The 15679-nt window shown below is 65.0% G+C and carries 9 protein-coding genes; 4 read left to right on the top strand and 5 right to left on the bottom strand.

Annotation, left to right across the window (positions count from 1 at the left end):
* Positions 1 to 283: 283 nt before the first annotated feature.
* The 3 genes from CYJ17_RS02575 to CYJ17_RS02565 all read right to left on the bottom strand — a co-directional run bounded on the left by CYJ17_RS02575 (position 284) and on the right by CYJ17_RS02565 (position 7813).
* Positions 284 to 2689: an LPXTG cell wall anchor domain-containing protein gene (locus CYJ17_RS02575; RefSeq protein WP_101595692.1), complete on the bottom strand. Its 2406-nt coding sequence runs from the start codon at positions 2687 to 2689 to the stop codon at positions 284 to 286.
* A 35-nt stretch (positions 2690 to 2724) separates the two neighbouring features.
* Positions 2725 to 5079, bottom strand: a complete 2355-nt coding sequence (locus CYJ17_RS02570; protein ID WP_101595689.1) for a hypothetical protein — start codon at positions 5077 to 5079, stop codon at positions 2725 to 2727.
* A 199-nt stretch (positions 5080 to 5278) separates the two neighbouring features.
* Positions 5279 to 7813 carry a hypothetical protein gene (locus CYJ17_RS02565; protein WP_087070107.1) on the bottom strand — a complete coding sequence of 845 codons (2535 nt, stop codon included), beginning with the start codon at positions 7811 to 7813 and terminating at the stop codon, positions 5279 to 5281.
* Positions 7814 to 8230: 417 nt separating this feature from the next.
* Between CYJ17_RS02565 and CYJ17_RS02560 the strand changes: the two genes are divergently transcribed.
* Positions 8231 to 8785, top strand: a complete 555-nt coding sequence (locus CYJ17_RS02560) for a DUF4232 domain-containing protein (protein ID WP_159454979.1) — start codon at positions 8231 to 8233, stop codon at positions 8783 to 8785.
* A gap of 67 nt (positions 8786 to 8852) precedes the next feature.
* On the opposite strand, the gene CYJ17_RS02555 is transcribed toward CYJ17_RS02560, so the two are convergent.
* Complete coding sequence (locus CYJ17_RS02555) at positions 8853 to 9104, bottom strand: type II toxin-antitoxin system Phd/YefM family antitoxin (protein ID WP_307886365.1); 252 nt, start codon at positions 9102 to 9104, stop codon at positions 8853 to 8855.
* A gap of 108 nt (positions 9105 to 9212) precedes the next feature.
* Between CYJ17_RS02555 and CYJ17_RS02550 the strand changes: the two genes are divergently transcribed.
* From CYJ17_RS02550 to mtnN, 3 genes are all read left to right on the top strand, one after another.
* The gene (locus CYJ17_RS02550) at positions 9213 to 10427 is read left to right on the top strand and encodes a hypothetical protein (RefSeq protein ID WP_101595685.1); all 1215 of its coding nucleotides are present in this window, start codon (positions 9213 to 9215) and stop codon (positions 10425 to 10427) included.
* A 558-nt stretch (positions 10428 to 10985) separates the two neighbouring features.
* Positions 10986 to 11441, top strand: coding sequence for an S-ribosylhomocysteine lyase (locus CYJ17_RS02545; RefSeq protein ID WP_180948688.1), 456 nt, complete (start codon positions 10986 to 10988; stop codon positions 11439 to 11441).
* Complete coding sequence (gene mtnN / locus CYJ17_RS02540) at positions 11438 to 12865, top strand: 5'-methylthioadenosine/S-adenosylhomocysteine nucleosidase (protein WP_219619192.1); 1428 nt, start codon at positions 11438 to 11440, stop codon at positions 12863 to 12865. The genes CYJ17_RS02545 and mtnN overlap by 4 nt, the downstream gene beginning before the upstream one ends.
* Before the next feature lie 113 nt (positions 12866 to 12978).
* Here mtnN and CYJ17_RS02535 read toward each other — a convergent pair whose 3' ends face one another.
* On the bottom strand, positions 12979 to 15261 hold the full coding sequence (locus CYJ17_RS02535) for a S9 family peptidase (protein ID WP_101595682.1): 2283 nt from the start codon (positions 15259 to 15261) through the stop codon (positions 12979 to 12981).
* Positions 15262 to 15679: the final 418 nt, after the last annotated feature.

Here is a 15679-nt window from a genome sequence, read left to right as displayed (position 1 = left end):
TGTGGCACACCGCCGCGAGCGCTGGGAGTGCGGCGGGGGTTAGCACGCGACGCGGCGCAGCGGGGCGTGCGCGTGGTACGACAACGCATTCACGACGCCAGGCCGGGCTGAATCCGGCGCGGGCGGGCATATATAAGTTTCGAGCTGTACTGCATCCGTAACGCAAACGAAGTACAGCCCTGAAAACAAGGTGCCCCACCCGGAGCCAGAACGATACTGACCGAGCGGGGCACCTATTCGCAACACGTGGTTTCAGGCACCACTACCTAACTCCAGCGCACCGCTACTTCACCGCATGCCGCGCGCGGGAACGCCCAAGAACAACCGCGCCGCCGGCCAGCATGAGAAGCGTTGCCGCACCAATAGCGCCGCTCATATCGCTTCCGGTCTCGGGAAGCTTCTGGGTGGGAGCTGCATTCTTCGCCGCTGCTCGCTTCACGGTAGTCGTTTTATTTTCTGCCGCGGAGTGCTTCGCTGCCGGCTTGCCGGCCGGCTGGGAGGGCGACGGCGCGGCGGGTGACTGCCCCGGATTCTCGGGAACCGCAGGGTTCTCCGGCTTCCCGGGCTTCGAACCGGGTTTCTGACCCGGCTTCTGCTCCGGAGTCGGGGCCTGCTGACGCGCCAGTTCCAGATCCCGCTGAGCCACCTTCAAGGCAAGCTCCGCCGCGGTCAGCTCCCGCTGTGCTTCACCCTGGGCTTTCAGGGCGGACTCCTCCGCTTCACGAGCGGCCGCAAGCGCAAGCGTCGTCTTAGCGTGAGCATCCTGAGCCGCGCGCAGCTCCGCCTCGGCTGCCTGCGCCTTCTCAGTAGCTAGGCGAACATTCCACTGGCGTTCGTCATAGGTATTCGACGCATCGGCGAGCCGGGTCAATTCGGCTTGCTTCTGGGCAGCAGTCGCACGCGCAGCCTCAAGGGTACGCACAGCTTCCGCCGCTGCCTCACGAGCTGTCTCCGCAGCAGCCTTCGCCTTAGTGGCTGCTTCCTTGGCGGCATCCGCGGCGGCCTGTGCAGCGGTCATATCCTTTTCGGCCTTTGCGAGTCTCTCCGTGGCCTGCGCCCAGGTGGGTTCAAGTCCCGCGACGCGTTCCTTGAGCGAACGCACCTTCTCGGTAGCATCGCTGGCTGTCTTATTAGCCGCATCGCGCTTACCCTCCGCCTCACGTACCGGAGCTTCGGCTTGCTCAAGTGCTTGTTTCTGAGCGGCAACGGCGGCGTTCATTTTATCTTCCGCCGCTACCAGCGTATCCCGCGCATCGGCAACCGCTTTCGCTGCATCCCTTGCTTTTTCAGTAGCCTTTTCGGACTCAGCCTTCGCAGTTACGAGTTCCTCTGCCCGCTGCTCCGCTGCGGCCGTCGCCAGCTGTACTTGCCGCTCCGCTTCTTCCTTTGCGGTTACGGCCTTCTGATGCTCATCTTTTTTCTGCTGCGTTTTGTTACGCGCGGCTTCTAGTGCAGCCACCGCATCTGCATGAGCCGTCTTTGCGTCCTCAAAAGCCTGCTGCTTTTGAGCGGTTATCTTCTCAGCTTCCTCGACCTTTTGTTTCTGTTGATCTACCAAGGACTGCAGCTCGGTATCCTTCTTCGCCAACTCCTCAAGATTTTTGAGCTGTTCGCGCTTCATCTTCTCGATCTTTTGCGCATCTGCTAGCGCAGCCTCGGCATCTTTCTCGGCAGCTTGCTTTTCGGTCACCTGAACACTAAGAGGTCCCTCAGCCTGCTCAAGCTTCTTGGCCTCGGCGTCCAATTCCGCAGCCGCGCGCTCAGCTTCCGCCTTAACCGCCTCTGCTTCGGTCACGGCTTTCTTCGCAGCCTGATCCGCTTCGGTAGCAGTGACCATCGCATCTTCTGCCTTGCGAGCCTCCGCTGCCGCGGCATTCTTCTCCGCTTCCTTTTGCTTGACAGCATCCTGCGCGGCCCGGACCGCATCCGATTCCTTGCGGACCTTCGCAACTTCAGCCTCAAGCACCTCCTCGTGCTTAGCCTTCGCCTGTTCCAACTCCGTCTCAGCCTGCACCAGCGCCTCCAGCGCCGCGGATTTCTGCTGCTCGAGCTGCGCGACTTCCTTGCCCAGCCGCTCCTTATCCGCCCGCGCCGCCGCGGCCACCTCGCGCGCCGTCGTCAGCTCGGCACCGGCCGCCTGCGCAGCCGCGGCCTTTTCTTTAAGCTCGGCTTCTTTTGCGGCGACGACGCCCGCGGCTTCCCGCGCGCTCGCCTCCGCTTTCTCATGGGCAATCTGCGCGGCCGCCGCTTGGTCAGCAGACTCTTTGGCCTGCTCAGCCGCCTGCGGGAGCTGGCCCTTCGCGGCCTTCCCCGCCCCACTGACCGCATCCGCAGCCCTCTGTGCTGCATCCACTGCCTTCGTGGCATCCGCGTGCTTCTGTTCGCTCTGCGTTACCGCAGCTTGAGTTTGTTCCGCGGCTTTTTCGGCTTCCGCAGCCTTGGCTTTCGCTTCCGCGGCGGCCGCGGTGAGTCGGTCCACGTCAGCCTGGCGTGCCGCCACTGTTTCTTGGGCAGCTGCCACGTTCTTTTCTGCTTCGGCAAGGCTGGGTACGGTTCGCGCGGCGGTAGCCGCGCCGGCGTCGTCGTTATTCTGCACCGGCTGCGCAACGGCGGCGCCGGCGGGGAGCAGCGCGACGGCGACCCCCGCGGTGAGGGCGGCGGCGAGGGCGCGGTGAGTGTGGGTCCTCATGGTTATCCTTTGGTCTTGGAGTTAATTGTGATTTTTTATGAGTGGGCGCGCCGGCCGCGAGCGCGAACGGCCATCGCGGCACCGCCGGCCAGCAGCAAGAGCGAGGCCGCGCCGATGGCACCGCTGGCGTCACTGCCGGTTTCGGGGAGTTTCTGGGCCGGCGCGGTTTTTGCGGAGGTCGCGTTCTTGACCGCGGCCGGGTTCTTCGCGGCGGGCTTGGCCGCCGGAGCTTCGGGTTTGGCCGGCGCTTCGGGTTTCGGCGCGCCTTGCGTCGAAGCACCGGGCTTCGAGGCGCCCGGCTGCGGGGCCGGGGCCTGCCGACGAGCCGCGGCGAGTTCCTGTTCGGCCGCGTGCAAAGCCACACTCGCCGCGCCGAGCTTCTGCTGCGCCGCCGCCTGTGCGGCCTGGGCCTGCCGCAACGCCTCCTGCGCGCCCGCAACCGCGGAACTCGCTTTCTCGTGCGCGGCCCGCGCGGCTTCCGCTTCCTCGCCGGCGAGCCGAGCCGCCTCGGCAGCCTGCTGCAACTGCGCCACGCGCTCATCGTATTTTTGCGCCGCGACGGTCAAGCGCTCCAGCTCAGCCTGCTGGTGGGCGGCTGCCTTCTGAGCATTATCCGCGGCTTTCGCCTTTTCCGCTTCCGCGGTTCGCGCGGCTTCCAGCTGCTTATTCGCAGCCTGCACGCCCTGTTCGGCCTGCGCCTTCGCTTCCTGAGCCGCCGCGAGATCCCGCTTCGCCTCGGCATGCTTGGCCGCCGCCTCCGTGTGACGCGCCTGCGCCTGCGTGGCCTGGTCTTTCGCCCCGGCGAGCTGCGTGGTCGCGTCCGCGTGACGCCCCTGCGCCGCGTCCCGCTCCGTCTTGGCGCCCGCGGCAATCTCCTTGAGACCAGCGGCTGCCGCATCCGCATCCGCCTGCACCGCGGCGAGCTTCTCCTGCGCCTCACGCACGGTCTGCTCCGCCTGGGCGGCCTCCGTGGCCGCGTTCTGCGCCGCCGCCTCCTTGCGCTGGAGCTCCGCCTTCGCGCGAGTTTCAGCCTCGGTGCGCTGCGCGGTCGCCTCCTGTGCCTCCTGTAGCTTTTGCTCAGCCTTATTCTTTTCGACGACGGCGCCATCGTGCTCCGCCTTCTTTAAATCGCGCAGGTTGATCGCGGCATCGCGCTCATTTACGGCTACGTCGTGATCCTGTTCGGCCTTGTTGTACTTCTGCTCTTTGACTTTCACGTCTGCCTGGAGGGCTTTGAGTTCCCGACGTTCCTTTTCCAACTTATCTTTGAGGCCCGTCGGATCGAGCTTCGCAGCGCGTTCCACCGCCTGAACCCACAGTTCACGCTCCGCTGCGTCGTTCTTTGCCTTCTCCCACAGTGCCTTAGCCCGCTGCTTGGCTTTATCAAGACGATTCGCCTCGGCGGTCTTGGCCGTTACATTCGCTTCGAGCGGCTCAAGCTCAGCAGCCAGCTGCTCTACTTTCTTGGCAGCGGCACTGACATCTGATTCAGCTGCGGTTTCGGCCTTCTGGGATTCTTGGAGGTCTTTGGCTGCGGCAACCACCGCGTCCTGAGCACGCAGGGCTTCCTGCTGGGTGGTTTCGCGGGTGGCGGTTTTCCCTTCCGCGGCCTGGGTGGCCTGTGCCAGCTGGCTAGCGGCGGCGTCGACCTTCCTCTGCTCACCTTGAACCGCAGCGTCGCGTGCGCCTTCGGCCTTGCGTAGGTTTTCCTCCGCCTCGGCCAGCTTGGCCTTCGCGGCAGCCTCCGCGGCGCTGAGCTGCTCGACTTCCTTGGCGAGGCGAGTCTTATCGGCCTGGGCGGCGGCTTCGGCAGCTTCCGCGCGAGTGAGGGCCTGCGCGGATTTCTCCGCGTCGGCGGTTTTCTCTCGGAGCGTTTCCTGCTGGGCTTTCAGGTTTGCAGCGGCCTGCTGGGTCTGCTTAGCTGCGGCGTCGCGCTCGGCGGCAGCGGTTTTGGCTTGAGCCGCGGAATCCTTCGCGGTTTCCTGGGCCGAGGGGAGCTGGTCCTTGGCGGCGGTACCCGCTTCTTTTGCTTCATCGACAGCGCGCTGCGCGGCCACTTTCTCGGCTTCGGCGGCACTGAGCTTGTCCGCAGCGCTCTTCGAGGCCGTGGCAGCTGTGGCAGCGGCGGTTTCCGCATTTTTCAGGTTGTTGTGTGCGGCGGCGGATTGGGCGGCGAGGCGATCCACCTCAGCCTGCTGGGCCTGGACCGCGGCGCGCGCGTCGGCGACTTTCTGCTCCGCCTGCTCGATATTTCGCTGCGTTTGCGGGGTGCTGGCCGAGGCACCGGAGCCGGAGAGCGGGTGGGCCTGCGCGGCGCCGGCGGGCACGAGGGCGACGGCGACCCCGGCGGTGAGAGCGGTCGCGAGGGCGCGGTGAGTCTGGGACCTCATCGTGATCCTTTCGGAATATGTGTAGGTGAGCCTGGCGCGCGGGCCAGATTGAGGACGTACGGGACTAGTTAAGAGCAGAAAATCCGGATCGGGCTTGGATTTTTCTGGGATTTCCTCAGGAGCGCTGCCCCGTGTCTGCCAGTGCGGGGCAGCGCTCCTACGGTCGCGCGAGGCTCTGTGTTATTTCGGGTTTTTGCAGTTATTTCGCGGCGTGCCGGGCGCGGGAGCGGCCCATAACCACCGCCCCGCCGGCGAGCAGCAGGAGCGTGGCCGCGCCGATGGAACCGAGTGCCTCGCTGCCGGAGGCGGCCAGAGTCGGTTTGGCGGGTGCCTGAGCAGGCGCAGAAGTGTCCTGGCGCGCGGCCGGGGCAGCAGCGGCCTGCGGCTGTGCCGAAGGTGCAGCGGGCTTCGCAGCGGGAGCCGTGGGAGATTCGGGCTGCGCCGGGGTGCTCGGCTTCGTATCGGGCTTGGTCTCCGGCTTCACGCCAGGCTTGACTTCGGGTTTCACCTCGGGCTGGCCGGGCTTCACCTCCGGAGCGCCGGGCGTGGGTACATCCGGCTGCGGAGCCGGCTTCACACCCGGAACATCAGGCTTGGGTGCGTCCGGCTTTGGCACATCGGGCTTCGGGGCCGGGGCCTGCTGGCGCGCCAAGGTGAGCTGCTGCTCGGCGGCATGCAAGGCGACCGTCGCCGCGCCAAGCTTCTTCTTCGCTTCAGCCTGCGCGGACTGCGCTTGCTGCGCTGCTTCGCGCGCCGCCGCGACAGCCTGGGTTGCTTTTTCATGCGCAGCCCGGGCCTGCTCTGCTTTTTCACCGGCAAGCCGAGCCGCCTCGGCAGCCTGCTGCAGGTGCTTCGCGCGCTCGTCGTATTTCTGCGCGTCGGCGATCAAGCGCTCCAGCTGAGCTTGCTGCTGGGCAGCAGCCTTCTGCGCATTCTCCAGGTTGCGAGCGGTTTCCTTCTCAGCTTCGCGCGCGGCTTCTAGCTTCACGTTTGCATCGCCGAGATCCTTCGTAGCTTGGAGGGCCGCCTCGCGCGCGGTGCTCGCATCCGACTTGGCCGCGGCGAGCTTCTTTTCTGCATCAGCCCAGCCTTGCTTCAGCCCGTCTACCTGGCCCTTGACGTCAGCCAGCTTCTTCGCGGCTTCCGTATGCTTATCACGCGCGTCATTATGCGGACCCTGGGCAGCCGCCACCTTTTCATCCTGCGCAGTTTTGTTCTGCTCCGCCGCGGCGTTCGCCTCAGTCAATTTCTGCTGGGCTTTTTGCAAGTCGACGTTCGCCTGCGTTACTGCTGCATCTGCTTCCTGCGCGGCGGTTTTCGCCTGAGCAGCCGCCTCCTTTTTGCGAGCAACCTCCGTGGTGAGATCCTTGGCCACCTGCTGAGCATCCTTCAACTTCTGCCCAGTCTCGTCCTTTTTAAGGATGGCCCCAGAGCGTTCTTCCCGCTTCTTCTCGAACTTTGCGAGCGTTTCATCGCGCTGAGCGGCCGATGCCTCATAGGCTTTCTTAGCGTCGGCATGCAACTTCTGCTTTTCAGTAACCTGTGCTTCCAGTTTTTGCAGATCGGCGCGGTGTTCTTCGAGACGCGCTCGCAAAACCTTCTTCACATCATCACTCGGAGCGGTTCTAATCGCTTGTTCTACGTTTTTAATTTCTCCCCGTTTTGACGCTACCTTGCTTTGCGCTTCATCAAGCTCCTTTTTCGCATTATCCATCGGAGTCTTGAGCTTGCCAGCAGCCTCGACCTTCTGCGCTGACTCTTGCTGTAACGCTTCAAGCTCGGTAGCCAGCCGAGCTTCTTCCTGCTTCGCCTTTTCAGCCGCAGCCCCGGCTTCCGCCTGGGTTTTCTTGGCCGCCTCCAGCTTCAGCTCGGCAGCTTCGTGCTCTTTCTGGGTACGTTCCATTTCTTGCTGAGCAGCTACCCGCTCCGCAGCCTTCTCCTCAGCGAGCTTCATGGCCGCGGCTACCGCGCCGGTTTCGGCATCGACCTTGGCCTTGTCCTGCTTGAGCGCCTCGTCGCGCTCGGCTTCGGCCTTGCTCAGCTTCTCCTGCGCTTCGTCCAACTTAGCCTGAGCAGCCTTTTCCGCTTCGGTCAGTTGCTTGACTTCCTCATCCAGGCGCTTCTCCACGGCCTTAGCGGCAGCTTCGGCTTCTTCGGCCTTCGCTAACGCTTGATTGGCGGCTTCCACATCCGCGGCCTTCTGCTGCGCCAGCTTCTGCTGCTCGCCGAGTTTCTCCGTTGCCCGCTCCAGATCGGCAGTCGCTTCGTCATGCTTGGTTTTCGCGGCATCGGCGCGCTCGGCCGAGTCCTGCGCCTGAGCGCTGGCCTCCTGCAGCTGATCCTTGGCGGCCTGGCCCGCTTCTTTTACCTCTTCAACAGCCTGCTGCGCGGCATCGCGCTCTTTCTGGGCGGCACCAAGTTTCCCTTCAGCTTCCCGGGTAGCAGTAGCAGCGGTGGCCGCCTCATTTTCCGCTTTCTTGAGGTCATCCTGCGCGGCGGAATTCTTCTTGGATGCCTGATCGAGTTCCGCCTGGCGATTCTGGACTTCCACCTGCGCCGCGGCCACATTGCGCTCGGCTTCCTCCACGCTCAGCACGGGACGCGCGGCATCGGCCACGGGTACCTCGCCAGCTCCGGAAACCGGCTGGGCCTGTGCGGTGCCGGCCGGAACAAGTGCAACGGCTACCCCAGCGGTGAGAGCGGTAGCGACGACGCGGTGAGTCTGGGACCTCATCGTTATCCTTTCAAGGAATATACATCTAGGTGAGAGTGGCACCCTTTGCCTGGGCCACGATTTTACGGGGAACAGTTAATGGCAGAAAAGCCAGATTCGGCTTGGAATTTTCTGGGATTTTCTCGGGAATGCCACCGCATTTTCGCCATTCAACGCCCACAAGCCCGCAAATAAGCGGATTATTGGTTAATTGCTATTATTTACATATACCCGCATGATTATTCCTTTAACTAGCGATCGGGCCTTCCGGCCCATGCGGCCCCACCCCACATCACCCCATTTTGTGGCGCAGGTTACTGGAGCGACGTAGACTGGCGGTGGTGCAGGTTCACTCGCAGGCCTGGTGGCGCCCCGCTGCTGCGGCGTCGTCGTACCAACAACCACGCGGGTACGCACGCCTGCATGAAGGAGGTAACCATGAAACGTTTCGCGCTTGTGCCCGTGGCCTGTGCCGCGGCGCTACTCTTCAGCGCGTGTTCGGGCAGCGCCACGCAATCCGCGCCGCCGGATGCCGCGAGCGCACCCACACAGGCGCCGGCAGAGACCGCGAGCACGGATTCACCCTCGCGCTGCGCACCCGCGGAAATGGCGACCACGCTGGAGTATCAGGACGGCGGCGCCGGGCATAGGTATTACGTGCTGCGGGTGGAAAATACCGGCCGGGTGCCGTGCTTCATTCCGGCGCAGCTCGAGGTCACTCCCATCAGCGCCAACGGGAATATGTTTACCGAGCCGGCGCCGGCGACCAGCGCGACCGGGGCGGATGTGGTGCTGGGGCCGGGCGAGCGGATCGCCATGGAGGTGGACGCTATTAATCCCGGCGCGCTGTGCCCGGGGAAAGAGGTGCCGGACCTTGATCTTGCGGTGGGGTACACGGGCACCAGCGTGTATTCCGTTTCCCACGGGGAGCAGATGAATTCGTGTTCGTCCGGGGAAGCCACGGTGAAGGTTGGGGATTTTGAGGTGGAGTGAGCGCGGTTGCGACGAGGCTGCGGCGCGGGAACTGGAGCGAAACCGGCGCGTGGGAAACGGCGCGAAACTACTTGGCAACCTCGCACAGTGGATGGTCGGTTCCCCCGCCCGCCTCAATTTGTTCCATCGCATCAAGCAAGCGCCGAGCATTGCGCGGCGAACGCATGAGGTAGACCGTTTCGCGCAGGGAGGTGTACTCGTCCAGCGCGAGGATCACCACGGGCGGCTGGCCGCTGCGGGTGATGACCACCGGTTCGTGGTCGTCTACCGCGGATCGCAGAACGTCCGCGTAGTTCGCCAGCGACTCTGAAGACGTCATTGTTTTCATTGCGCACCCCCGGGTATATGCGTGCTATCTACCCGTAGAATAACAGCTGTGCAGCGTTGCACACGCGGGCGCCGCCCGCCGATCCGCGAAGGAGAACCCATGAAACGATTCGCTCCCCCAGCCCTGGCCCTCGCGAGCGCCTTCGCGCTCACGCTCGCCGGATGCACGAATTCTGGCGGTTCGGCCGCGTCACCCGATTCCAGCGCGCCTGCCGCGAGCGCCACCGGCCCCGGCGGTTCGAGCGGCGCCGCCACCGCCGCCGCTCCCGCGCCGGAATTCGCGGCGCTGGCCAGCTCCGAACTCGCCCTCCCCGATTACCTGGCGCGGGCGGTGCGCGACGGAGACGGCACCTACCCCGGCAAAGAACCCGCCCAGGTCACCGTGCCCTTCACCAACGGCACCGCCCTCCTCCACGACACCGAGCGCGGCACCCCCGCGCGCACACCCGTCACCGCCGGCGCCACCCCGAGCACAAACCTTTTCGAAATCCGGATGGACGATCTGGGCGCCACCACCCTGGGCGGGGTGCCCGTACGCGGCGTTATTTTCACGAGCAGTATCCGCCGCGCCGGGCCCGAAGCGGCGCCGGAAACTCCGTCGGTCACCTTCGCGTGGTACGACGGCGCCAACCGGCCCATCGCCCAGATCATGCCCGAGGATTACCGGCATGGCAGCGCGCGTGCTCCCCGAGTCGACGTGGTGGATATGCAGGCGGACCAGATCTCCCTGAGCTGGGCGCCGCTGGATAGTTTCGGTGGGCAGGCCAGCGTGCGTGGGCGTTTCACGTGGAACGGAAGCGCGTGGGTCCAGGATCAGGTCGAGTACACGCTGGCCGATGGCAGCGTCGTCGTGCAACCAAAAAACGCCGAGCTGGAAGCGCTCGCAACGGCGGAGAAGGCGCGGGAGACCGGGATGTCCGGCGAGCTGGCCGGGCGTGTATTCACGTCGGATACTCGGATCGCCGGGTGTTCGCTGCGCGGGCCGGACTCGATCACGCACTTCCCCTACGCCTCGTTTATTGCGGATAACCGGGCGGATGTGCCGGCGGGTGGCGCCGCGCAAGCTGCGAGCGGCGAGCGTGGGCGCTCCTACTGGATCGGGGAGCCCGCGGAAACCAAGCCGGCGGCATCCACCGATATTCTGTGTGCGCTGGATGGAAACGAGTTCGCCATTTTGGGCGGCAACCGGCGCGAGGCCGCGCAGCTGGTCCCCGAAACCCCGACCAAGCGTTTCGATTCCTACCTGGTGTTGGAAGGCAACCCAGCCGGCGAGGCGCGGCTGAAGGAAATAGTTGCTGCGGAGAATCCGCGATAGGCCGACGCTCCAACAAAGTGGTACTCCAGAACAGAAAATTGGCCATTGATTGTAGCTCCAGTACCACTTTGTTCGCCCCACACCAGTAACGGGCTCGGCAGACATGGCGAAGGCCGGGGGTCCACGCTCCCCCGGCCTTCTGAAGACTCTCGCGCTAGAACAGCGGATGGAATGGGAACCATCCGGGTTCATCTTGGCTGCGACTGAGCCTGTCCCCAGGAGATAACCAGTCTCCCGGCAGCGGAACGGGTCCACGCCTCCCGTTGCTTTCCGCTGACATGTTCTATATAACCCGAGGTTCCCTAAAATACCATGCACCAAGGCTGGAATTTTCCTGGGAATCTGAGACCGCTTCACCGCACTTGTTAAAGCTAGATACAATAGCCGTTGTTTGTAATACGCCGGGCGGACCCGGCCAGGCCAGCAGAGCCCGGCGAAGCCTCGCCAGGCTCACGCGGGCCCAGCCAGGCCCAGCCGAACCGCGCGAGCCCAGCACAACCGGGCCCGCACCCCGGCCACACATATCGCGTTCCAAAGAAGGGAAGAGCCGTGCCGCATATGAACGTCGAGTCCTTCAACCTCGACCACCGGAAAGTTTCCGCACCTTACGTGCGGGTTGCCGATATCAAACACCTGCCGCACGGGGACGTCCTCACCAAATACGACATCCGCTTCTGCCAGCCCAATAAAGAACACCTGACCATGCCGGTCATCCACTCCATCGAGCATTCCTTCGCCGAATACTCCCGCAATCACAGCGACGCCGTGGTCGATTTCTCCCCGATGGGCTGCCAAACCGGCTTCTACCTGCTGCTGGCCGCCGAACCGAACGTACCCGCCACCTGCGACCTAGTGGAACAAACATTCCGCGATATCCTGGCCGCCACCGAAGTTCCGGCCGCGAACGAAGTCCAATGCGGCTGGGGCGCCAACCACAACCTCAAAGCCGCCCAGGAAGCGGTAGCCGCCATGCTCGCCGGGCGTGAAACCTGGGAACAGGTGATGGCCAAGTGAGCCCTACCCGCACCCGCTCCCTCGCCCCCGGCAAGACCCGGGCACGCGCCCTCATTATCGCAGCTCAAGACGAAGAAATCGTGCCGGTCCTCGCCGCCCTGCGCGCCGAACCTTTCTACGCCACCACCCCGGCCACCGCCGAATCCCTCCAGCCCATCTTCCCCACCGAACTGCGCGGGGCATCCGGCGTGAACGTCCCGACCGCCCTCGGCCCGATTCTCTGCATGCGCACCGGCGTCGGCCTGGTCGCCACCGCCTGCGCGCTCGGCTGGGCACTCTTCCGCTACCGCCCCGAAGTCATTATCTCGGCCGGGTCCGCCGGTGGCCTGGCTGCTGATATCCGGGTGGGCGACGTCGTCGCCGGAACCCGCTACCGCTACGGCCGCGCGGACGCAACCGTCTTCGGATACGCACTCGGGCAGGTCCCCGGCGCCCCCGAATTCTTCGAAGGCGATGCCACCCTGCTCGCCGCCGTCCCCGAGAACATCCGCCGCGGCGAAGTCCTCTCCTCCGACGCCTTCGTCACGGCCGCGAACGTAGAAGACACCCGCACCCGCTTCCCCGACGCTCTCCTCACCGATATGGAATCGACCGCCGCCGCGCACACCGCCGCGCTCGCGGGAATTCCCTTCCTCACGATCCGTTCCGCCTCCGACCTGTGCGGCCCGCAGGCCGGGATCGACTACCACATCGGCATCGACGAAGCCGCCGACCTCTCCGCCCGCGCGGTCACGGCCACGCTCGCGCGCCTCGCGGAAATCACGCCGTGGCTCGGCACCTCCGCGGGTGGCTCGCGCGCCCGCCGCCTCACGCCGCGTTTTTCGCACCTCGCGCTCGAAGCCGCGATTCTCTACATTTTCGGCCGTATCCACACCCCTGAGGGCGACGACGCCGCGGCGCCCGCCGCCTCACTTGACGCGGAGATGGTTGCGGATGTGCGCACAGCGCTCGAAGATTCTGAGCTGGACGTGGACGAGGTGCTCGCCTGCATTGCCCGGGCCCAGGGCGCGATTGCGGCCGACCCGCACCTCACCCTCACGGCGAAGCAGTACGACGCCGAACGCCTGGCCGTCACGGAACTCGCGGGAGCGGAATCCGGGCGCGGGAAACTGACCTGGCCGCCCACCTCGCAAACCGTCATTAAGCGTTTCTCCGGGTATTGGAACGAGGCACTCCAGGCGGTTGGCCTGGCGGTCAGCAACGGGCGCAAGCGCGGGGCCTTGAAATTTGACCGGGAGGACTACGTGGATGCGCTGCGCAGCCACGCCATCGCGGCGCGGCGGAACGGCAAAACCGTCAGCTACAACGGGTACGTGGAGTGGCTTGCCGATTCGGGCAACCAGGGCACCTATCCCTCCGGGGCCGCCATCCGCCAGCGCTTTGGTTCGTGGTCCGCGGCGCTGGCGGAAGCAGGGATTAGCTAGCCGGCGCGGCCGCGCGCGTTGTGCGGCAGCCTGGCCCGGCCGTTGCCGGAACTGACCGGGCCGTACGCGCGCGGGCCGCTCGCGTTATGCGGCGGCCGCGCGGCGCGGCGCGCTTAGTACACCTCGGTTGCGCCCACTTGGTCCAGCATCCACGCCACTTCCTCGGCGCGCTCGCGCCAGGCGTCGTAGCGCCCGGTTTTCCCGGCGTGCCCGGCCACCATCTCGATACGCTCCAGGATGGGGCGCTCCGGGTTGGGCTTCGTTTTCTCGCGCAGCACCTGAACCCACTTGGTGGGCTCCACGTACAGCACCCGAATATCGTTAAGCGACGTGGTGGCCAGCACCGCCGGGTACTCCACCCCTTCGCGTACATTCTCCACCGGGCTGTACTCCTTCATATAGGCGTACACCTCCGGGGAAGCCACCGGGTTGCCCCATTCTTCCCATTCACCCACCGTGAGCGGGAGTTCCGGCTTGAGGATCGTGGTCAGCGCATCCACGAAAGGCACCGCGGCATGCACGGCCCGGAATAGCTCGGGGGCCTGGTTGATCGCCGCGCCGATGAGCAGGCCCCCGGCGCTCCCGCCTTCGGCCACAAGCCGGTCAGGTGCCACCCAGCCGGAGTCGATAAGCCACCGTGCCGAATCCACGAAATCGTTAAATGTGTTTTTCTTGCGGAGGAGTTTTCCGTCGTCGTACCACTGGCGCCCCAGTTCACCGCCGCCGCGGATATGCGACCACCCGATAACGACGCCGCGATCCAGCAAACTCAGGCGGTAAATCGAGAAATAGGGCTCGTTGGACACTTCGTAACTACCGTAACCGTAGAGGTAGCCGGGGTTGGTGCCGTCCGGGTGGATATCGGCGCGGCGCACCACCGTGAGCGGGATTTCCACGCCATCGCGGGCGGTCACCCACACCGCGTCCTGGGTGTAGAGCGAGGGGTCGTAGCCCGGGATGTCGAGGGTGCGCAGGACTTCAATATCGCCGGTGCGCGGGTCGAAGGCCTTTTGGGTGGGCGGTTCCAGAATGGACTGCTCGGTGAACACCACCCGGGAGGTGAACCAATTGCCCTCCGGGTAGGTTTCCACGAAGCTGCCCTCGCCGGTGGGGATGGCCACCGGGGCGGACCAGCCATGATTGGCGGCCGGCGCGCCCGGCGCAGGCGCGGCCGGCGCAGCGTTCGCCGCATCGGGAGCGGGCGCGCCCAGCGCGGCCGGCATGTCCGCGGCCGGTTGGGCGGGCGCCAACGTGGCGGCGTCGTCGTTCCCGGAAACGGTCCCGGAATCGGAAGTGACCGCTAAGGGCGGCGTCGAACCGATGGCGCTGGCGGCAGAAAGCGGCCGTTCCCGGCGCATGACCCGCAGCTGCGTTTGGCCTTCGGAGCGCATCGAGATGACGGCGTGGCCGGCGTAAGCCTCCACGTAATCGACGCGCTCGCCTTCCTCGGGCACGAAAATGGGATCCCATTCTTCCGGGGTGGAAGTGCGCAGCGGCGCGGAAGCCACCTCGAAATCGGGGCGGTTGGCGTTGTGGACGATGAGGACCTGGTCGCCGGCCGGTTCGGCGGTGTATTCCAGGCCCTCGCGGCGGTCGAGGATCTTGACGCGCTGCTCGATATTCTCCGTGGAAATAAACCGCACATCCGAGGAGGTCACCGAGGCGGAGCGGATAATAATCCACTTGCCGTTGCGGGATTGTTCGTGATCGACGGAGAAGCGCTCGTCGTTTTCCTGGAAGAGGATCGTGTCGTTGAAATCGCCGATGCGGTGGAGGTTGACCTGCCACTGGCGCCACGAATCGTCCACGCGGGAATAGGCAACCGCGCTGGAATCGGCCGTCCAGGCCAGGCCGTAGCCGATATTGCGCACCGAATCGTCCACGATCTGGCCGGTTTCGATATCGAAAATGCGCAGGGTGAAATGCTCATCGCCGGTGAAATCCACGCTCATCGCGCCGAGCTTGCCGTCCGGGGAGGGCATGAAGCCGCCGCAGAGGAAGAATTCTTCCCCGAGGGCGAGCTCGTTGCCGTCCCACACCGGGAATTCCGGGAAAGACGTGTTGAGGTCCGGGCGGGCGGCGCCGCGCGCGGGGGTGCGGAACATCGCCGGGTACTGCCGGTCCTGGAAAGTGCGCCGGTAATACCACCAGTCCCCCACGCGGTAGGGCAGGGCGCGGTCGGCTTCCTTGGTGCGCGCCTTGAATTCGGCCACGAGGTTATCGCGCAGATCGCCCAGCCCCGCGGTTTGCTCCCGGAAATAGGCGTTTTCGGCGTCGAGGAGCGCGCGGACATCCGGATCGGATTTATCGCGCAGCCACTCGTAGTTATCGACGTAGGTGTCGCCGTGGAAAGTACGTTCGGTAGGGATCTTCTTCGCAATCGGGCCGATAGTCATGGAGGGATTCTACTGGAGATGCGGGGGTTGTTGCGTGGGGGGCGGTTGGTGGGCGTGGGCGTTTGGCGAGCGCGGGCGGGCGCTATTGCGCGGCATCGTACGCGCGGGTCTGTGTGGTACGACGGCGCAGTTTAGGCCGACGGCGCAGCCGCCGGCCAGCGCGGACCCCGCCACGTTAGCGGGCGGAAGAGAGTGGGGACCTCACAAACCTCAGCAGTCACACCAGCACCTGGGGAGGGAGCATGTGTTGTCCGAGGTGTACTTCGCATGTACGACATCCGAAGTACACCTCGGAAAAACAACCCGTGCCCAGCGGAGAAAACGGAGAAAATGAGGACCGGCCCTGGACTACTCCGGGGAGCAGCGGAACCGGTCTTGATAAGGTACATCCTAGCAAATTTAATTTGGAAAAACCAGA

Origin of the sequence: Actinotignum timonense, assembly GCF_002860685.3 — a bacterium.
Classification (GTDB): Bacteria; Actinomycetota; Actinomycetes; order Actinomycetales; family Actinomycetaceae; genus Actinotignum; species Actinotignum timonense.
This window is presented reverse-complemented; position numbering and strand designations above follow the sequence as displayed.